General features: G+C 57.5%; 19 protein-coding genes. 16 read left to right on the top strand and 3 right to left on the bottom strand.

All coding sequences use genetic code 11. The features are described 5' to 3' along the window. The first annotated feature begins 566 nt into the window (after positions 1-566). The 5 genes from HRF49_08560 to HRF49_08580 all read left to right on the top strand — a co-directional run bounded on the left by HRF49_08560 (position 567) and on the right by HRF49_08580 (position 5,768). On the top strand, positions 567-2,315 hold the full coding sequence (locus HRF49_08560) for an ABC transporter ATP-binding protein (protein ID MEP0814698.1): 1,749 nt from the start codon (positions 567-569) through the stop codon (positions 2,313-2,315). Between the two features lie 6 nt (positions 2,316-2,321). Continuing rightward, complete coding sequence (gene rdgB / locus HRF49_08565) at positions 2,322-2,933, top strand: RdgB/HAM1 family non-canonical purine NTP pyrophosphatase (GenBank protein ID MEP0814699.1); 612 nt, start codon at positions 2,322-2,324, stop codon at positions 2,931-2,933. A gap of 64 nt (positions 2,934-2,997) precedes the next feature. After that, positions 2,998-3,726, top strand: a complete 729-nt coding sequence (locus tag HRF49_08570) for an S-layer homology domain-containing protein (GenBank protein ID MEP0814700.1) — start codon at positions 2,998-3,000, stop codon at positions 3,724-3,726. Then, on the top strand, positions 3,723-4,586 hold the full coding sequence (locus tag HRF49_08575; GenBank protein MEP0814701.1) for a GGDEF domain-containing protein: 864 nt from the start codon (positions 3,723-3,725) through the stop codon (positions 4,584-4,586). The genes HRF49_08570 and HRF49_08575 overlap by 4 nt, the downstream gene beginning before the upstream one ends. A gap of 93 nt (positions 4,587-4,679) precedes the next feature. Beyond that, positions 4,680-5,768 carry a rhomboid family intramembrane serine protease gene (locus HRF49_08580; protein ID MEP0814702.1) on the top strand — a complete coding sequence of 363 codons (1,089 nt, stop codon included), beginning with the start codon at positions 4,680-4,682 and terminating at the stop codon, positions 5,766-5,768. A 13-nt stretch (positions 5,769-5,781) separates the two neighbouring features. Here HRF49_08580 and HRF49_08585 read toward each other — a convergent pair whose 3' ends face one another. Both HRF49_08585 and HRF49_08590 read right to left on the bottom strand, forming a co-directional pair. Further along, positions 5,782-6,657, bottom strand: coding sequence for a sulfide/dihydroorotate dehydrogenase-like FAD/NAD-binding protein (locus tag HRF49_08585; GenBank protein ID MEP0814703.1), 876 nt, complete (start codon positions 6,655-6,657; stop codon positions 5,782-5,784). A 28-nt stretch (positions 6,658-6,685) separates the two neighbouring features. Next, positions 6,686-7,306, bottom strand: coding sequence for an isochorismatase family protein (locus tag HRF49_08590; protein MEP0814704.1), 621 nt, complete (start codon positions 7,304-7,306; stop codon positions 6,686-6,688). 155 nt (positions 7,307-7,461) lie between these two features. Between HRF49_08590 and HRF49_08595 the strand changes: the two genes are divergently transcribed. Next, a complete protein-coding gene (locus HRF49_08595) occupies positions 7,462-8,637 on the top strand; it encodes a cation:proton antiporter (protein MEP0814705.1) in 1,176 nt (391 codons plus the stop codon). Positions 8,638-8,668: 31 nt separating this feature from the next. Here HRF49_08595 and HRF49_08600 read toward each other — a convergent pair whose 3' ends face one another. Beyond that, complete coding sequence (locus HRF49_08600; protein MEP0814706.1) at positions 8,669-9,817, bottom strand: membrane dipeptidase; 1,149 nt, start codon at positions 9,815-9,817, stop codon at positions 8,669-8,671. A gap of 15 nt (positions 9,818-9,832) precedes the next feature. Between HRF49_08600 and HRF49_08605 the strand changes: the two genes are divergently transcribed. The 10 genes from HRF49_08605 to HRF49_08650 all read left to right on the top strand — a co-directional run bounded on the left by HRF49_08605 (position 9,833) and on the right by HRF49_08650 (position 20,142). Then, positions 9,833-11,359, top strand: coding sequence for a hypothetical protein (locus tag HRF49_08605; protein MEP0814707.1), 1,527 nt, complete (start codon positions 9,833-9,835; stop codon positions 11,357-11,359). Positions 11,360-11,435: 76 nt separating this feature from the next. Then, entirely contained in the window at positions 11,436-12,878 is a 1,443-nt protein-coding gene (locus HRF49_08610; protein MEP0814708.1) for a phosphoglucomutase/phosphomannomutase family protein, read from the top strand. A gap of 12 nt (positions 12,879-12,890) precedes the next feature. Further along, entirely contained in the window at positions 12,891-13,910 is a 1,020-nt protein-coding gene (locus tag HRF49_08615) for a hypothetical protein (GenBank protein ID MEP0814709.1), read from the top strand. A gap of 94 nt (positions 13,911-14,004) precedes the next feature. Then, the gene (locus HRF49_08620; protein MEP0814710.1) at positions 14,005-14,868 is read left to right on the top strand and encodes a hypothetical protein; all 864 of its coding nucleotides are present in this window, start codon (positions 14,005-14,007) and stop codon (positions 14,866-14,868) included. A gap of 522 nt (positions 14,869-15,390) precedes the next feature. Then, positions 15,391-16,653: a PKD domain-containing protein gene (locus tag HRF49_08625; GenBank protein MEP0814711.1), complete on the top strand. Its 1,263-nt coding sequence runs from the start codon at positions 15,391-15,393 to the stop codon at positions 16,651-16,653. 32 nt (positions 16,654-16,685) lie between these two features. Further along, positions 16,686-17,054, top strand: coding sequence for a hypothetical protein (locus tag HRF49_08630; protein MEP0814712.1), 369 nt, complete (start codon positions 16,686-16,688; stop codon positions 17,052-17,054). A gap of 272 nt (positions 17,055-17,326) precedes the next feature. Beyond that, complete coding sequence (locus HRF49_08635) at positions 17,327-18,481, top strand: hypothetical protein (GenBank protein MEP0814713.1); 1,155 nt, start codon at positions 17,327-17,329, stop codon at positions 18,479-18,481. Positions 18,482-18,509: 28 nt separating this feature from the next. Continuing rightward, positions 18,510-18,755 carry a hypothetical protein gene (locus HRF49_08640; GenBank protein MEP0814714.1) on the top strand — a complete coding sequence of 82 codons (246 nt, stop codon included), beginning with the start codon at positions 18,510-18,512 and terminating at the stop codon, positions 18,753-18,755. A 125-nt stretch (positions 18,756-18,880) separates the two neighbouring features. Then, entirely contained in the window at positions 18,881-19,435 is a 555-nt protein-coding gene (locus tag HRF49_08645; protein ID MEP0814715.1) for a Fe-S-containing hydro-lyase, read from the top strand. Positions 19,436-19,479: 44 nt separating this feature from the next. Next, a complete protein-coding gene (locus HRF49_08650) occupies positions 19,480-20,142 on the top strand; it encodes a succinate dehydrogenase (GenBank protein MEP0814716.1) in 663 nt (220 codons plus the stop codon). The last annotated feature ends 7 nt before the right edge of the window (positions 20,143-20,149 follow it).

A 20,149-nucleotide genomic window follows, 5' to 3' on the forward strand; every position in this document is an offset into this window, starting at 1 on the left:
CGAGGTGCTGCTTCTCATCTTACTGCTCCCTAAACAATATTTTGCTGAAGCGCCATCCCGTCACATGGCGGGATTCGCCTATGCAATCAATGTTCAATAAGGGAGTGTGGCTCCGACCGAGTCATCGCTCCGGATGTTTGTCCGGGTTGGCGGGAAAGACGACCCCCGTCATCCCGGGCGGCGTTGCCGCCGCACGATTTGTTTCTTGCGCGGAGACCTTCCGGTTGAGGGGATTATACCCGAAAATCGCCCTGTCAATAAGTTTTGGGAGTTAACTTAAAAAATATATCCTTGATACAATATTCACGAAGTAGACGATTACACCGCCTTTTAGGGCACCAATTCCGAATACGCGGCGTGAACGCCGCGCTCCTTGAACCCGATTGGAATTGGCAAATGGCGCAGCGCCCGTTCGCGGGCGCGAACTGCGGCCGGGAATGGCCGCTGTACCAATCCGAACGCCGCGCTTCTTGGATTTGATTTCGTTTCTCCTTCGCGTCTTCGCGTTTTCGTGTCTTCGCGCCTGCTTTTTCCGGGGAATCGCCCGTGATGTTAAGATTGGCAATGTGAGGCTCGTTCTCCGGTATCTGGCGTTTTTCCGTCCATACCTGCGCAAGGTCGCGGCGCTTTCCGCGCTGATTTTTCTCGGAACCGGGCTGTCCGTCGTCATCCCGCAGATTCCGAAATACACGATCGACCACGTGATACCGTCGGGGAACGCCGCTGTGCTGATGTTGCTTGCGGCGGGAGCGCTTGCATTCATCGCGGTGTTCGTGGTGATCGACTACAACCTGCTTCTGTTCAGCTACGTGCTGACGCAGGACGTGATTCTGGACATCCGCACAAGGCTTTTCGGCCACCTGCAGAGGCTGCACCTTCAGTTTTTTGAAAAAACCATAAGCGGCACGCTGCTCTCCCGCGTGATAAACGACGTCAACCAGCTCCAGGAGATGACGCAGGCGGGCATCGCGAGGCTGGGCCGGCTGTTCGTCACGTTCTGTGCGGTAGTGGCGATGATGTTCATACTGGACTACCGGCTGACGCTTTTCGTTCTGGCAATCCTGCCGCCGATGAGCTTCCTGATATTCAAGTTCGGCATCAGGCTGCGCGCCGCCGCGCTTAAAAGCAGCAAGCAGATGGCGGAGATGACCGGATACGTCAGCGAGCAGCTCCAGGGTGTGAGCGTGATAAAGGCGTTCACCGCGGAGGAGCGGGAGTACGACCGGTTCTTCAACGAAAGCTCGCATTACCGCGACCTGCAGATGAGCCAGCGCCGCGAAATGGGCATGATTCAAGGCACCGTCGAGTTCGCGTCGAACACGGGGACGGTGCTGGTGGTCTGCATCGGCGGATACTTCATCATGGGCAGCAGGATGACGCTGGGCGAGCTGACCGCGTTCCTTCTGTACGTCGGCCAGATTTTCGGGCCGGTGACGCAGCTTGTGATGTTTTACGGGATTTTCCAGCGCGGGATGGCGTCGGTCGAGCGCATCTTCGAGCTGTTCGACACGAAAGACGAGGTGCCGGAAGCGGAAAATCCCGTGCCGCTGCCCGCGGGTCGAGGCCGGATCGAATTCAAAAACGTAACCTTCGGTTACAAAGCTGAAAACTCCGTGCTGAACGGAGTGAGCTTCGAGGTAGAGCCGGGGACGACTACCGCTCTGGTGGGGCCGAGCGGCGGCGGCAAAACCACGGTCGTCAAGCTCATCCCGCGGTTCTACGATCCGCAATCCGGGTGCATAACTCTGGACGGCGTGGACATAAGAAAGATCAAGATTGCCGAATTGCGCGGCGAAATCGGCCTGGTGCTCCAGGAAAGTTTTCTATTTTCAGGGACGATAAGGGACAACATCGCGTATGGTAAGGCCGGAGCGACGGACGCGGACATCGAAAGCGCGGCTAAATTGGCGAACGCGCACGATTTCATAATGGAGCTGCCGGATTTGTATTACACCGAAATCGGCGAGCGAGGGGTGAAGCTCTCCGGCGGCCAAAAACAGAGAATCGCGATCGCGCGCGCGATCCTGAAAAATCCGCGCGTCCTTGTTTTCGACGAAGCGACGTCCAGCCTGGACAGCGAAAGCGAACGGCTGATCCAGGGGGCGATAGACAGACTTTTAACCGGCAGGACGACGATCGTGATCGCGCATAGGCTTTCCACGATCATCCGCTCTGACCAGATTCTCGTGATCGACCGCGGCGAGATTGTCGAGCGCGGCACGCACGAGGAGCTTTTGGCGCTGAATGGGATTTACCGCCACCTTTACGAGCTTCAGTTCGCGGAAGAGCGCGTCGCGGCCGCGGCTATGCATTGAACGAGAATGAACGATCCGCGTGCAAAACTGCTATTCGGAACTTTCAACCGCGGCAAGCTCGACGAGTTTGGAACGATACTTGAAGGATGCGGGCTTTCCGTCCGGCTGCTCGCGCCGCCCGACGTCGGAATAACCGCAGAGCCGGAGGAAACCGGCGCGACTTTCGCGGAAAATGCGCGAGAAAAGGCGATTTATTTTTCAAAACAATTCGACGGACTTGTGATTGCCGAGGACAGCGGACTTTACGTGGACGCGCTGGGCGGATGGCCGGGCGTGCAAAGCAAGCGCGTGGCGGATTCCGACCCGGAGCGCATTTCGATTTTGCTGGCCAAGCTAGAAGGCGTTGCGGAGGAATCGCGGACGGCCAGGTTCATCTGCTCCGCGGCGGTCGCGTTGAAAGAGGAAGTCCTGTTCACGGCGGAATGCCGTACGGAAGGCTTGATCGCGCCGGAACGCGCGGGCGAGGGCGGTTTCGGCTACGACCCGGTGTTCTTTTATCCGCCAGCCGCAATGACCTTCGCGCAAATGACCGCGAAGCGGAAGTCCGAAGTCAGCCATCGCGGCAAGGCGCTGCGCGCAGTCTGCGGCTGGCTGAAGCGCAGCGGCGCGCTTTGTTAGCCCGGAGGCAAGCCGCGACGGCGCACGAAGGCGCGCGCCGAAGCCGTGTTATAATCGCCCCGGTATGGGGTTTAAGCCAGCGGGGATGCCGAAATCAAGCACGGCCGGACTCGTTTCGGCAGTTGCCGCTTTGCTTTTTGCATTCTTGGCCCCTGCGGCAGCCGCGTTCAATCTCGCCGAAGACATACCTTCGGACGATCCGTATTTCGAGCCGCTGTACGCCTGCCAGGCGCTCGGCCTTTTGGATGCAGGCGCGTCCGGTTCGTTCCGCCTCGAAGAATCGCTCGACCGCTACCAGGTTGCTCACATCGTGGTGCAGGCGCTGCTGGTTCTCGGAGTGGAACTTCCGGCGAATCCCGCACCGGTCAAGTGGCCGGACGTTCCCGGCGGTCACTGGGCGTACCGCGACATCGCCATCTGCGTTGATCTCGGCCTGATGGCGGGATACGACGACCTGTCGTTCCGCGGGCGCAGCAGCATGCAAAAGGAGCACTGGCTGGCGATGGCGTCCAACCTCGCGCGCAAATTCGCGCCGGAGCCCGCACCGGAAGAACAGCAGGTAGTCCCGATTTTCCGCGATCTGCCCGACTTGAACTGGCTCTGGACGCCGATTCGCGAACTCGCGCGTTACGGCTGGCTCGATCCGGAGACAACCGAGGACGATTTTTTAAATCGCAACGACATAGTCACGCGCAGGCTGCTTTACTGGTATTTGGGCAAACTTGCGCTTTCGCGAAAGGGGCCGCTTGGCACGTGGGCCGCGGCGGAATCCGGCGGGCCGGAGGTGACATGAAAACCGAAACCATGGTGTTCGCGATAGCCGCGTTTTTGGTCGCGTTCGGACTCTGGGAGTATCTTTCCATCAGGCGCTCGCTGGACATTGCGCGAGGGGGGGCGATGAAAGAGGTCGCCCTTTCCTGGCGGCTGATAGGGTTTTTTCTCGGGTTCATACTTCTTTCCGCGCTGATTTTGGTTGTCGCCACCGTGAGGCGCGAGCTTTCGATTCCGCCGTTTTTCTTCGCCGCATTCGTCGTCGTCGCGTCGCTCTTCATAGCGGCAATAATGGCGCTGTTCCGCGCGACGCTGTCGCGCGCGCTCGACGCCGCAATGCAGCCCGCGGGCGGAAGCGACGCATCCGGGGCGTGGACCGACCCGCTCACCGGACTTCCCAACCGGCGCGCGCTGGAGCACGCGCTCAAGCAGGAATGGCACCGCTCGGAGCGCCACAAGCGTCCCCTCGCGCTGATAATGGTGGATCTCGACGACTTCGGCCGGCTCGTGGACGAGTGCGGGCATGACGGCGCGGATTCGTATCTTAAAACATTCGCCCCCTTTCTTCTGGGCCAGCTCCGCGTCGCGGACACCGTCGCCAGATACGACAGCGATATTTTCGTCTGTATCCTTCCGGAAGAAGGCCCGGCAACCGCGCGCCACGTCGCCGAACGGCTTAGAAAAAACATCGCCGAGTTCCGGGCGGAAGTGAAGGGACGCAAGTTCGGTGTGACCGCAAGCATAGGAGTGGCGAACAACGCGCTGGGCGAGCTTTCGGGACACGAAGAACTTCTGCACCGCGCGGACGAAGCATGCATGGCCGCGCGCAACGGCGGGCACAACCGCGTCGTGGCTTACACCGGCACGGCGAAAAGGGAATAAACCGCTCAGAATTAGATGCGGGATTTGCGCGCGGCGCAAATTAAAAATGAAGTATACTAAATTCAGTTCAGCATACTGGAGCCCCTCAAGGCAATGCCGATTCGCGATAACGCACCAAGCTATCAGGTTCCTTGGATCACCCTGACGCTAATCGTCGCAATTATTCTCGCGTTCGTTTGGCAGCTGACTTATCCGGGCGGATTCGAGCAATCCCTGCTTGACTGGGGCGAAATTCCCAAAAGAATTCTTGCCGGGGAAAATGTGCCGGGCACCGAAATACCGGCATGGACCACCATGTTCACTTCCATGTTTATGCATGGCGGATTGGAGCATATTTTCGGCAATATGATTGGGTTGTGGTTGTTCGGCGATAACATTGAATGGCTGCTGGGCCGATTTCGTTTTTTGATGTTTTATATTGTCGCCGGGTTACTGGCGAGCGTGGTTACGGTTTACCTTGGATACGAAAGCGACGCTCCGGGAATCGGCGCAAGCGGAGCTCTCGCGGGGGTTATGGCGGCATACCTGATTTACTATCCGCGTGCGCGTATTACCTCGATATTTTTGGCGACGCCTTTCAGCTTTTGGTGGTTTGCCTCGGAAGGACAAGTGGGCTGCATTTATCGAAACATGAGCGCGTATTGGTATATCGGCAGCTGGGTTGTTTTGCAGGTGCTTCTTTCCACGGCGTTTATCGGATCGGGTATTCACCAAAATCTTGGAATTTACGCGCATGCCGCCGGCGCGTTGGCGGGAGCTGGTCTGGCTCCTTTATTGGCGATACGAAATCGTATTCCTTCAGCGGATTCGTTTGTCAGGACGGATCCCCTCACAACAGTGATAATAGGTGACGAAGGAGATGCCGGAGGCGGGCAAGCCAGGGACGTCCCAACTTTGGAAGAGGAAATGGAACGCATTCGCAGGGAAAGTTTGGATGGCGCCGATGGACCGTTTATTCACGGGCAAACCAGGCCTGCCGGACTCGAACGCACCAAAGAGCTTCACGATTTCCACTTTGACGAGCTTGTGGAAAAAGGCGATTATGATTCGGCGTTCGCTCACGCCAGGGACATGATCGCGATTGCAAAGGAGCAAGGAGACATGCTGCTTGTGCGGGCATACGAAAAGGAACTGGCCAAGTTACGGAGCGAAGGGCACCAGGAAAAAAGCAAGTGGTGGTAACGGAGTTCCGGTTCTACCGCCCCTTCATCGCCTCGTCCAGTTTGCATTCATGATCGCGCTGCTCCTGCTGGAGCTTGTACCGGCGCATCGAGTCCTCCTCGTAGCGCCTGAAGGCGCCCTGTCGCTGCTTGAGAAGCTCGAAGTCCACGTCGTGGCCCAGGAAGTCCGGGCCGTCCACGCACACGAACTTGGTCTGGCCGCCGACCGAGACGCGGCAGGCGCCGCACATCCCCGTGCCGTCCACCATAATGCTGTTTAGGCTCACAATGCAGGGCACACCGTACCCCTTCGTCAGCTCGCTCACGACCTGCATCATTATCACCGGGCCGCAGGCGAATACGATGTCGCCCCGTTTCGCGTCCAAAAGCTCTTTCAGCGGCAGGGTGACCACGCCCTTGATGCCTTCGGAGCCGTCGTCGGTCGTCACCATCATTTCGTGGCTGACCGACGCCATTTCGTTTTTCAAAAGCAATAGCGAGCTGTTGCGCGCACCGATGATAGTTATGACGTGGTTGCCCGCTTCTTTGAGAGCGCGGGCGATTGGATAAAGCTCCGCGGTGCCCAGGCCGCCCGCGACGACTATCGCGGTGCCGAAATTCTCGATGTGCGTCGGCTGGCCCAGCGGGCCGACGACGTCCTGGATAAAATCGCCGACACCGAGCTGGTCGAGCTCGTAGGTGCTCGCACCGACTTTCTGGAATATAAGCGTGATCGTTCCGGATGCGGGGTCGGGATCGGCAATCGTCAGCGGAATGCGCTCTCCCAATTCGTTCAGCCGGAAAATGATGAACTGGCCGGGCTTGGCGGACTCGGCGATGAGAGGCGCCTTGACGCGGATGCGCGTCATTGTTTCGTGAAGGCTCGATTTTTCGACGATTTCGAACGGCATAAAAACCTCCCGCGGGCTCCCGGCCCGGCTAAATTCCCTCGCGGACGATTGCCGACATCTGCTTGAAGCAGGCGTTGTTTTTGGTACGGGTCCATTCGAACGCAACGCTTTCGAAATTGGAAATCACCGCACCAGCGCGGTGAAACCGCTTGATTGCGATCTTGTGGTACTCCTTGACGCGGCTGCCGGTGCAGTCCTGGAGAACGACGACGCGGTAGCCCTGCTTCAACAATTCAAGAACCGTCTGCTGCACGCAAACCTGGGTTTCGATGCCGACGACGACTATGTCTACCGGACGTTCCGCGTCGCCGATGCGCTTTTTCTTTATTTCCGTCGCAAGCCTTGCAATCAGTTCGTTGAATCCCGGCTCACCGCAGCATCCGAAAAAGTCCTTGACGAAGTGGTGCTTTTCGGTTTCGAGCGCGTCGAACACTTCGCGAAGCTCGGGAGCGGTTTCGCCCAGGCCCTTCGGGTACTGCTCTGTGAGAACAACGGGGATTTTGTACAGCGCGGCGACGCGCATGATCTTGGAGATGAGAACGGACAGCTGCTCGGTGTTGTACGCCATGCGGAAAATCTTGCCCTGCGGGTCTATGACGAGCAATATCGCGTTGTCCGCGTCGCAAAGGTCGAGTAGATGCTTATGCATACCGAAAGCTCCTGGAAAACCGCGCGGATTATACAGCCGCTAACGCCCGGCGTGGTTACCGGCAGGCGCACGGACCGGAAAGCGCTTGTCTTTCACAAACGCGTTATCTTCCCGATACCGCAGTTGCCCGGCTCTCTCGAAGCGGTTACAATCCGTTGCTCAACCCATCGCAAAGGAGGCTGCCGCTGAAAGGCGGATTCATAATCGCGGCTTTAATCGTCGGGGCGGGGATTCTCAGCATCGAGCTGGGAATCTCCACGGCCGTGCTCGAAATCGCTTTCGGCGCGATCCTGCGCAATTCGCTACCGCTGTTCGGAATAGGTTGGGACGAATTCGCTGGCGGCGGTCAGTGGCTGGAAACGCTGTCGTCGGTCGGCTTGATGGCGGTAATGTTCATGGCCGGCTTTGAAACCGATCTTGATTTGCTGCGCAAGAATCTGAAACCATCTCTGAAGGCGGGGATCCCGGGATTCTTCGCCCCGTTTTTGGTTTCGGGAGCGATCGTTTACTTCCTCTTCGGAATGAACATCGGCAAGGCCGCATTGATGGCGATAGCGCTGTCAACAACGTCCATCGCCCTGATTTACGCTTACCTTCGCGAAAGAGGTTTGCTCGACCACAAAATCGGTCAACTGCTGCTATCCACCGCGATGGTGATGGACATTTCGAGCGTGCTTCTGTTGACGGCGATTTACGCAAATCAGGGAGCGCAGCTCGCACTGGAAATTGCAATAATTTTGGTGTTGTTCTTGATTGCTCCGGCGCTCGGCCATATTCTTTTCGACAGATACAAGGGCAACCTGATAGAGCTGGAGCTGCGGTTTTTGTTTTTGATGCTGCTTGGATTTACGCTCTTGACCCACATGACAAGCGTAAACGAGGCGCTGGTGGGATTTTCGCTGGGCGTAATCATGGGCCGCGTTTTAAGACGCAGGGAAGAACTGACGGGCAAGCTGTCGGGAGTCGTATTCAGCATGCTCGCGCCGGTATTCTTCTTCGTGGCGGGAACCAGGCTGGAAATCACAGCGCTTTCTCCTGCTCTGACAATGAAGGCGCTGTTGCTTCTGGTCGCGGTCGCCGGAACTAAACTGCTTGTATCCGTGGCCGCGCTGACCCCGAAAATCCCGCGGCCGGCTGCGCGCTTCGCGGGGATGCTTTTCAACTACAACCTCACCTTCGGCATCGTCGCGGCGCATTTCGGATTCGTCCGGGGAACGATCAGCTCATCGGAATACGGCGTTGTGCTGTTGGTCATCCTTGCAAGCGCGTTTATACCGACGGTGTTTCACAGGGATGTTCCGCGCGAGCTGGATATTCAGAAGTCAGGATAAAAACTCTCCTTGCCGAAACTATTCCGAACTGCTATTGCGGCAATGCTTCCATCCAGAATTGGAACCAGTTTTCGCCCATGAATTTCGCCGCGAACGCGTCGCCCTTGCGCGCTGCAACCGTTTCGCCCAATATGCCGATGTCCCCGAAATCCCGGATTGGCGCGGGCGTGTTCCAGCGGTTCAGGCCGCCGTCGAAATCCGAGCCGAGGCCGACGCGGTTTTCGCCGAGCATGTAAGCGAGATGATCGATATGCTCCAATACGATATCCAGCCCCACTTCGCGCTTGGGAGGTTCGGCTTCGGGAGCCGACCGTGCCAGTTTCGGCTCCGTGTATTGCGGCTCGAGCAGCTTCACCGCGATTTGTTCCGGCGTCGGATCGCCTTCCCAAATCGTCTCCGGCGGAACCGGCGCGAATTCCCCGAATTCGGTGCGCTCCCAACGGGGATCGAGATAATCGTTGAAAAGCACCACGCCCACTGCCCCGCCGGCTTCCCTCACCGCCGCAAGCTGCCGGTCGTCCAGGTTCCGGACGTGAGGGCACACCGCGTCCGCGTTGGAGTGCGACGCGTAAAGCTTCAGCTCCGGAATTTTCGATTTACGGAACTCGACCACGTCCCAAAAGCTCTCGCGATTAAGGTGCGAAAGGTCTACCGCCATTCCGAGCGCGGCGGCGCGGCGCAGCAACTCACATCCGTCCGCGGTCAGTCCGCCTTCCGCGTAGTTTCCCGCGGCGAATTTGTTCGCGCCATGCCAGACAAGCCCCAGCGCCCGGACGCCCGCCGCGGAAAACGCGTCGAGCGCGGCGGGTTCGGAAACCGGATCCGCCCCTTCCATCAGTATGCTGATTCCAACCGCTCCATCGCTTCGTGTAAGCGAGTGCAAATCGTCGGCGGACTCCACCATTCTGTACCTGCCCGGATTGCGCGCAACTATCTTTCTGTATATCGCAAGCTCCGCATCAACCGCGCGATTCAAATACCCCGCCGCGGCGTAGTCCGGATGGACGAACAACGTGCACCACGACCATTTAAGCCCGCCGCGCCTCCACGCGGATTCGGTGAGCATGAAATCGCCCGAATCCGAATCGAACCGCCTGCCATGGCTGAGCATACTGAACGCGAGATCCTGATGCGCATCGACAACATTGAATTTGGACGGCATGGGCGGCGATGTTAACATTTCGGCGCAACGGCGATGATAGAATTCCCTTGCATGCCGCTGCGTCTTTCCGGCATTCGGCTTTCCCTACGGCTTTGCGCGTTGCTGGTTTCGGCCGCGCTGGCCGCTTCCGGCTGTCAATCCGGCGATTCCGGCGACGCAGCGTCGGCGTCGGAGGGCCGCGCGCCCGACCGCCTGACGGAAATGCAAGGCGCGCTGGTTTACAGGCCGGGGCGGATCGCTGGTTTTGACAAGGCTTCCGGCAAAATCCTTTGGGAGCGCGAAATCAAGGAGCGGTTGTTCCCATACAGGGTCGCGGAAATCGAATCCAAAACGGGGAAACGCCGGTATCTGCTGACTTGGATTGATGGCAACGCCTCGCCCAGCGTCGCGATTCTCGACGCGTCCCTTCGTCCGAAGTATACGCGCAGGCGGGCGTCGCTCTCCGCGCGGCTCGGTGATGCTTTTGCGGTGGAAATTTTGGAGCACACCGGGCCGGAAGGACTGCACACTTTCCGCACGGAGATTTTCGACGCTGAAAGGCTTCTCGTCGCCTCGGAGTTTCCGCGCCAATCCAGGCTGGACGCGCTTGCGACAGGCGGGAATGCCGCCCCCTGGCGCATTGTGATGGCCGGCCCGGAAATTTCCGGCGATGAATTCGAAAGCGAAACCGAAATAGTTTCGGTATACGATTTGCGGTCCGGAAAAACGGTGTTTTCCACGAAGGTGAAGAAGCGCTCCCCGGAACGATTGGAGTTGCTTGCATCCACGGGCGCGAAATTTGTTTTTTATTACCAGCTTGATTATTACGAATTGGAAATTCTTTGCCTTGACGATTCGGGCGAAGTTCTGTGGACGGAGGAATACGACGGCCAAGTGCTTTCAACCGTCGAATATCCATACTCGGGCTGGGCGAACTCCTCCCCTTGCGCGACCGACCCGAAAGGAAAGCGCGTGGCCTACTTCATCGCGGTGCTTAACTCGCCGCCGCATCTTTATATTCGCGACCTTGAATCCGGAAGGATTCTCGCATCCCAGGTCACGTCAGGCGCGCCAGGATTACCCTCGCATGTCGAATGGAGCGAAAATGGGCTGCTGATTTCATTCGGAAGGGGGAAAAGCGCGTGGCTGCTGAATCCCGATGACGGCTCGATAAAAGACGCGGAACCGCAAAGTCTGCCTGCGCCGGTAGAGCGCAGGATGGCCGGTCTTTCGCACGAAGCAGACGGCGACGGGATTGCGCCGTTTAACGGAATAATTTTGCCGGATGGAGCGGCGATTCCGCTCTCCAATTTCACCGGGCGCCGGATTAAGACTTACGGAAGCGCAAATGGAAACGACAGCGGCAAGACTTACGAATATGGAGAACCCGCCCTCGGCCAGGATATCGCGCCCGTGGAAAAATATGCGGTCGTTGACGGCGCAATTGTAATTGGAGACGAGCTTTCACCGAGCGGATGGCGTTTCTACGGCGATTACAGGATTCTCCTTACCGCCGACGAACTTGTGTTCCTCGACGAGAAAGGAGCGGAATCGGGCAAATACAAGCTTATCGAAAAATGAAGTTGAAAGATTCTGCCCCAAGCGCCCGCGGGCGCTATACTGAAATCCTCATTTTCACGCGCATGAAGGAGCGGTGATGAGCGCGGGAGTCAAATTCGGAACCGACGGATGGCGGGGCATAACCGCATCCGATTTCACATTCTCGAATGTAATTCTTGTGGCGGAGGCCATCCGGCGGCATTTGACCGCAGGCGGCGCCGAGCGCCGCGTCCTGCTTATCGGATACGACACAAGGTTCCTGGCGCGGAACTTCGCCCACTCGACAGCCGGATATCTGGGCGCGAACGGTCTTTCGGTCGCGGTCGCGGACGCGCCGATTCCCACTCCCGCGATCGCATTCGCGGTTAAGCATCTGGGCGCGGCGGGGGCGATCCAGTTCACGGCGTCGCACAATCCTTATTATTACAACGGACTGAAGTTCATCCCCGATTTCGCGGGACCCGCGATGCCCGAAACCACCGACGCGATAACCGCGATAATCAAGGAGCTTACGGATTGCGGGTGGAGCGGCGAATATTCGACTCGCGTGGATTTTGGCAAGACTTTCGAAGTCCGTTCTGATTACTTCGCCCACCTGGACGAATTGATCGATGCGAACGCGATTAAAAACGCGGGTATCAAGGTCTTGTACAACGCGCTATGGGCTACGGGCTCCGGGTGGCTTGACGGCTACCTGCGCGGGCGCGGTATAGAAGTCGAAACGATGAATGCGGAACGCGATGTGCTTTTCGGCGGAAGTATGCCCGACCCGTCGTACGAGATACTCAAGCCGATGGAATCGCGGCTAGCGGGAAACGGATTCAGCCTCGGACTCTCGACCGACGGCGACAGCGACCGATTCGCCGCATTCGACGGCCGCGGCGGATTCGCCACGGCGAACAAGCTGATTCCCCTAATCGCGCATTACCTGATCGTCGAACGCGGGATGCCGGGCGATTTGGTGCGCACCGTTTCAACTTCCGCGCTGCTGGACAGGATCGCCGCGGCGCACGGACGCGGGTTGATTGAAACGAAGGTCGGATTCAAGTACGTCGGACATGAAATCCGCGGCGGCGCGCTTTGCGGCGGCGAGGAGAGCGGCGGATTCAGCATGGCCGGGCACGTGCCGGAAAAGGACGGGATACTTGCCTGTTTGCTTGCGTGCGAAATCGCTGCGGTACTTGGCGGCGGCAGCCTGTCCAGGTGCTTCGAAATAATCGAGGAAACATACGGCCCGTCGGTGACGAAGCGAACCGACCTGCACCTGACCGAGGAAGGCAAGGCCGCGGTGCTGGAGCAGGCGAAGTCGCTTGCGGACCACTATGCGGAGCGCGGCGGCGAGCTTTGGGGCATTCCGGTTGTCAAAGTTGTTTCGATTGACGGGTACAAGTTCATGCTCGCCGGCGACCGCTCCATTTTGGTGCGCGCAAGCGGCACCGAGCCCGTCGTGCGAATTTACCTCGAAGCGAGGACGGAAGCCGAGCTTGAAGAGCTGGACGAGCAGATAACCAGATTCATCGAATTAACTATTAAAAACTAACGGGGTGCTAGTATGGCCAAGAAAGATCGAATCGAGCGTGTGATTTCCGAGCGCATCGTGGGCGAGCGCGTTCTTGGCAGCGCCAATCCCATCGCGATGGGATTCAGGCACGGCAAGAAGGCGTTCTTCGACAGCATCGGCGGCGTGGGACTTGGATTTCTGCTTTTTATCCTTGCAATCTTCGTCTCCACCTGCGATGTGAAAAGGCACAGCGGCGAAGTGGCGAAGCTGTCGCCTGTCAAGGCCGAGGATGCCGGCTCTCTTTCCGGAATGCAAATCGTGACGGGAATCCCAGAGGCCGCCGAAACCGTCGTCGCTCCGCTTACCGACAAGAAGGTCATCCACTACACATACGCCAAAGAGGAATACGTCACCGAAACCGTGACGGAAGAGGTCACGGAAACCGTAGTCGAAGGCGGCCAGGAAAAGGAAGTCACCAAGGAAGTTACGAAAGAAGTGACCGACTGGAAAGTGCGCGAGGAGCGTGAGGACTATGCCGATCTCAAGCTCGGCGCGCTGACGGTCAAGCCCGACTCGGCGAGGCTGGACATCGCATCGCAGGACATCGTGAAGGATTTGGGCAAGAACAAGGCGGGGAATGACGAGCGAATCCGCGTGTCGTACATCCCGGTCACCGGCCCGCTTACGGTTCTTGGCGAGGTCAACGCGGGCGTTATTTCCGGCGGCGATCCGTTCCGTATCACGACCGAAACACCCGAAAAGCTGATCGAAAAGATGCGCGGCGAGGAAAAGGCGGCATTCTTCGGATTGAAATTCATCTCCGTCGTTCTTTTCGCCGTCGCTTTCAACCTGATGCTCGGCCCGATTCTATTGTTGGTCGGCATAGTACCAATCCTCGGCGGCGCAGTCCGGTTCATCGTTTTTCTCGTCAGCGTGGTCCTTGCGGTCGTGCTCGTCACCGTGATTACCGTCATCGTCAAGTACTGGTGGGCGCTGCTCATCGTGGGCGCGGTGATAGCTGCGCTTGCCATCGGCGGCGCAAGGAAGCCCCCCAAGCCCCAGCCTGCCTGAAATTTCGCCTTTGAGCGTCTTTTCGAACCGCTATTGACCTTTCTGGCGGACGGCGCGACAATTCAGGTTTACTTAGCTCCCTTGGAGGATGACAGTGAGATTCCCATTTATGTTGTTGACGCTTGCCTTTTTGCTCGCTGCGCTGACCGGATGCCCGGCGCCGCAGACCGAAGGGGAAGGCGGCTACCAGGCCGGATCGCCCGCGGGCAAGCCCGCCGCGCCGGATTTCACGACATCCAAGCTTGCGTCCATAGGCAACGTCAAGCTAGGCATGTCTCCGGATGAAGTAAAGGCCGTGTTTCCGGAAGATGGCGATTTGGCAATCGGAGAAGCCATTCCGCCCGAGGGCGAGCCTTTACAGTTCAGCGCCAGCCCCAAAGAAGGCAAGACCGGCCCGGAATCAAGCTTCGGCTTCCTTGAAGGCGGCCTCGTTCTGTACGGCGAGCACCATCAAATTCCCGAGGCTGAATTCAAGGCCAAAGTTGAGGAACTGAAGGGAACCTATGGCGAGGGCTCCCTCGAACCGCCCGACATTCTGACCAAAACCAAGTTCTATTCCGGCGAGGAACCCGAAGCGGCGCCCCCGGCCCCTGGTGCTGAAGGCGAGACTCCCGTAGAGGCTCCTCCGGCCGACAAAGCGCCGCCGGCGGAAGCGCCGCCAGCCGAGGAGAAAGAGCCCCAGTTCCCGCCTAACACCGTCTTTTGGTCAGACCCCGCGAACAACATCGTAATCGTCGCCGGTTACGAAAACGGCGCTGGGATGATCATGGCGATGCGCACCGACAAGGTGGACGCATACTTCGACAAGGTTCAGGAAGAAGTCAACAAGATGATCGAAGAAGCGATGAAGGGCATGTCCGAGCAAATGGGTGGCCAGACTCCTCCGGCCGACGGCTCGGCGCCTCCTCCCCCTCCCGCGGAAGCGCCTCCGGCGACGGAAGGAAAGGGCGGCCAGTAGAACCGCGCCTGCAATCGCGCGGCCGCAAACGCCGCAAATTTTGAATTTCATTACGGCCCCGGGCAACCGGGGCCGGTTTTTTTTTCAAATATAACCGCCAAGCTGTTGACAGGCTCGGATCCCGGCGGTATAATCGATGTTGCGTGGGCATTGGCCGGCCCGCAAAAAGGGTGTATTTTTATGTCAGTTGAACGCCGGGACCCGAATATCGTCATAGCGGATATGGGTACCTCTTTAAAGTTTGGACTTTTTGCATTTTCATCCGACATCCGCATCAAAGATGCCGCGGGGAACCTCGTACTCATGCCGGGTCGCACCCGCATCCTGCATAGTTTCACCCCGGACTGCAATCTAGCCGCCTCGGGCCGCGCCGTGTCATTCTTCATCCTGCTGGCGTTCGTCGCGCTCCTGCTCGCGTCTTGCGGCGGCGGGGGCAAATTCACGCCGGGGCAGGGAAGCTCGAACATCGCGCCCGTCGCGGTCGCGCAGGCGGCGCCGGAGACGGGGGACTCGCCCCTGACGGTGACGCTCGTATCGAACGGCAGTTACGACGCGGACGGGACGATTGTGAAATACCAGTGGGACTTCGAGGGCGACGGCAAGTTCGACACATCGTCCGCCGCACCCGAACCCGTCACGCACGAATACCCGGCGGGGGAGTACCACGCGAAGCTGCGCGTGACCGACAACGGCGGCAAGACCGCGACCGCGGAGACGGGGCTGATATTCAGCAATCCCGCGCACCTGTACTGGACGTTCGAGCGGGTGGACGGCGGGCCGGAGGCGGGGTATGACGCGGGGCTCTCACCAAGTATAGCCTTCCAGCCTATAAAACAGAGACCGGCCATTCTCTATTTGGCGGAACAGATTCCAAGAATTGCGCTTTTGAACGCCGACAACGAATGGGTTGTGAATACTTGCCCCTTCTCGTACCAAGCTCATACAGTTTCCAACCTTGTAATAAAAGATGACGGCACGGCGGAATTCGCTCTGATCACTTTAGATGGTTTGTTGATTGGCTTGCAGTTATCGTCTTATACTGGATGGTCGGAATTATTTAAAATGTTCCCTGCCGATTCAAACTTCAGTCCTTTATTGCGCTTGCATCCGTCGACCGAAACCGTTGGTGTTTATATTGGCGGAGATGTCGATAACGGGGATATCATGTACATGTCTAATGGCGATGAAGGCTGGACCTCCGAAAACACCGGTTTTAATCGTAGCGCAATTGAAGCCCGCCCGCGCGATATTGCGTTTGAAGCCAGCCAACCCAAGATTCTTTTGGCCGATAGAAACATATGCATAATTGCAAAGGAGCCAAATAGCAATTGGAGCATCAATTTTGCCGTAAAGGATCCCTTGTGGTATTACCGCAGTGCAATTTTCCGGCGCGGAGGCTCCGTAGATTCTATTTTGGTGATTGAAAATGGCTCGTCCTTAATTCAGGAATTTGCATATATAGAGGGTCTTTGGAAGCAGTCCTATGCTGTGTTCCAAGATTTTCCAACATCCACCTCCGCTCCGAATTGGCTTGTGCAGGGACAAGGCGAAGTGGGTTACATCGCGCTGATAAAGGGCGGTTACTTCGGAAAGAAATCTACCACCTTTGTTGCATTTAAGGATAACCTTGTTTGCCGCGACGATTTGGGATTATTCACTGCCGCAAACTACGAGGACATTTCATTAGGTTTAAGCAATGTCGGTATTGCCGTTATTGCCTACCACGACACTGAATCGCGCTCTCTGGTTTTTGGAACGAGAATACAGGCTTTGACATTTAATTAATCATTTTGTCGCTGGATCATGGAGGTAAGTAAATGGGCGTGGTAAGTTGGAGTTCGTCAAATGGCACATATAAGCCGTCGGATACGGCGCAAGATAGGGATTTGCTCCCTAATAAGACTACAAATGGCGTTTCAAGACTCGGCGAGGCAAGCGCCACTGGAAGATGGAGTGGATTGTTCGTCCGAACAATAAATTTGGATGGCTACATTGAGGGAAATTTAATCCCCAATGACGATTACACGCTTGGAAACACAGATCATCGCTGGGATGCCTTTTTGAACAACCTTGACTTGAATAGTCTGGATTTGGGCTCGGGTTTTGTTGAAAGCAATCTAACTCCCAGACCACAGGCCTTTCGCTTGGTACATCAAGCAAAAAATGGTCAAACCTATACGCGCTAGGAATCTACGGAACATCAGCCGTTATTGATTCCGTAAATTGCGATGTCCTTGCGGGCAGCAGCGGCGAAATCAGTGTTCAGGCGAATTTATTGCCTTCTCAGGATAATGCATACAATCTGGGAGTTCTTGGGGAGTCTGATCTTAGATGGAAGTCGGCCTTTCTAAGATCACTTGATGTGCTTGCAAGCGCAGGAGATGTAACCATAAAGGGTACGGGGTCTGTTTTGCGCTTGATTACCCTTGGTCAAAAGGGCGGAACTTACGATGACCACGTGAAGATCGATGGAGCGCTTTACATAAACAACACCATAACCCTAAACGGCGCAAATCTTGTCGCTGCGACGAATATCTCGTTTGCGGGTGATAACAACGCGGCTCGGACGATCACGCTCGGCCAGAGTTCCACCTACACCGACCTCATCAGCGTCGGGGGAAGGTTTAGCACGAACCTCGCGCCGAATGCGGAGACGGAAACGCTCGGCACCGGCGGATTGGGCGGAAAGCGGTGGTACAACGCGTATCTGAAGGGCGCGGACGTGCTCGGCAACGCGACCTTTTCGGGCAGCGTTTCGCTCGTTGCGCAAAGCACGGGCGACAAGCTGAGCCTGAAGGCTCACGCAAGCCAGGCGTCGCAGATTTTCGAAGTTGCGGATTCGGGAAACAACGTCAGGGTTGTTATTGACGAGAATTTCAGGATGGGGATTGGCGCAAACGCGGTAAACCCGCTTGTTCCGCTTGAAATCTCCAAGTCCGGCGGATGGGCTGGATACGGAAGCGCGGGAGTTGCGGCTTTCGTCAATTCATATCCGGCGGGAAGCGATGCCGATGTTTTCGTTGTAAGCGGCGACTCTGGAATAGCCAGTTTGTATTTGGGCAATGCCACAGTTCCGGCGAGGGCCAAAATGTCCTACGACAGCCCAAATTCGGTTTTGGGCTTCAACCTGACGACGACAGGCGCCATTAAATTCAACTCGGGCCAGGGGAACGTGGATTTCTCGGTAAGCGGCCAGACGCTGGCGAACCTGCTTTGCGCCGACGCGAGCGCCGACAGAATCGGAATCGGCACGAACGCTCCCAACGCGATGCTCGACGTCCGAGGCGATGCGATATTCAACGAAGGCGGCGAGGATAAGGATTTCCGGATCGAAACCGACGGACTCGACGCGGCGTTTTTTGTTGACGGCGGGACGAACAAAATCCACCTTGGGCTTAACGGGGCGATTTCGGCTAACAACGGGCGGGTTGTAGTTCATCAGACGGTCACCGATGCCGCGATCCCTGCGCTCGAAATCGAGCAGCTCGACACCGACCAGCCGTTTATCCGGTTCACCGGAGGCACGATTTACACCGGCAAAAGCGAATCCAACCAGTACGTGCTGGTATCGCTTGGAGGAACAACCGGGTACCTGAGGATTTACGTAGATTAGCGAGAATGAGAAAAGGAGTTTGGGAGCGATGGACAAGGTTGACGTAATTGCCACGGATCCGCAGAATCTGGTGATGATAATCACAAATCCGGACGACAAGGGCCGCGCAATCGTGAAGCACTACGTATTGCGAGACACGGTGCTTTACAACAACGAAACTCTTGCGATACTTGCGGGCGCTTTGAACGGTAGGGTATCTGGCGAGCAGGAAGCCGGAGAAGATGCTAATTCCGAGTCCGAACCCGAACCGGAGAAAAAGGCCAAGCAGGCGTAGCTGAACGGCCTTGCGCACCTCGCGCGCCGCTTGCTCCAACCCGCACGAACCGCCACTTGTGGAATATCTCACAATCCGCCCCCCATTCCTTGAAATCGGCGCCGGATGCTCCTAGAATAGCAACGATGGCTGCGCGTGAAGTCAAAACCCCGCTTTCACCCGAGGTCGCCGCATCGCTCAAAAGCGGCGAGCCCGTCGAAATCACCGGCGTCGTCTACACCGCCCGTGACGCCGCTCACAAGCGCATCTGCGAAATGCTCGACCGCGGCGAGGAGCCGCCCTTCCCTCTTGAAGGCAGCGTCGTTTACTACGTCGGCCCGTCGCCGGCCAGGCCCGGAAGCGTCATCGGTAGCGCGGGCCCCACGACGAGCTACCGGATGGATCCGTATGCGCCGCGGCTGATCGCGCTCGGAATGCGCGGGATGATCGGCAAGGGCAACCGGACGGCGGAAGTGAAGGAAGCCTGCGTCAAGCACGGCGCGGTTTATTTCGGCGCGCTGGGCGGAGGCGCGGCGCTTCTTGCAAAATGCATTAAAAAGGCCGAGGTCATCGCGTTCGAGGATCTCGGCGCCGAGGCGGTGCGCAGGCTGGAGGTGGAGCGCTTCCCCGTCGTGGTCATCAACGACGCGCATGGGGGCGACGCGTATCTGGAAGGTCAAAAAGAGTACGCCCGCGTTTAGGGCGCACCCGCGATAGTCAGCATCTGCCGTGCGAGGTCGCAAGGATGTCACAAACAAGCGGTAAGTACGCGTTTTTGCTCAGGAAGCTGCACAGCCTGAGCGGCATAATCCCCATCGGGGTGTACCTGCTCGAACACCTGTTTTCAAACGGGATGGCGACGCGCGGCCCGGAGTCGTTCGACAAAATCGTTAACCTGCTCACCGGCCTGCCGTTCCTGCTCGTCATCGAGTTCGCGGTGATCGTCGTCCCGATACTGTTCCACGGGATTTACGGCCTGTTCCTTACGTACGAGCATCAGCCGAACGCGGCGCAGTACAATTACTACCGCAACTGGCTGTTCCATTTCCAGCGCTGGACGGGAATAATCATGCTCATCTACATCGGCTGGCACGTTTATACGACGCGGCTGATGAGCATTATCACCGGACAGCACATGAGCTACGAGTTCATGAACAACCTGCTCAACAACCCGACATGGGGCGGATTCGCGTTCGTGTTCATGATCATCGGACTCGCCTCGACCGTTTTTCATTTCTCGAACGGCGTCTGGAATTTCCTGATCAAGTGGGGGATCACTCCCGGCCCGGACAGCCAAAAGTGGAGCCTCGCCTTTTGTACGGTGGTGGGCTGGGCGATGTTCTTCTGGGGGCTCGCGGCGCTGTTCGCGATGAAGGGCTGGTGGAATTACGAATGGTTCGTGGGATAGTACAGAT

Source organism: bacterium, assembly GCA_039961635.1.
In the GTDB taxonomy this organism is placed as follows: Bacteria; 4484-113; 4484-113; order JAGGVC01; family JAGGVC01; genus JABRWB01.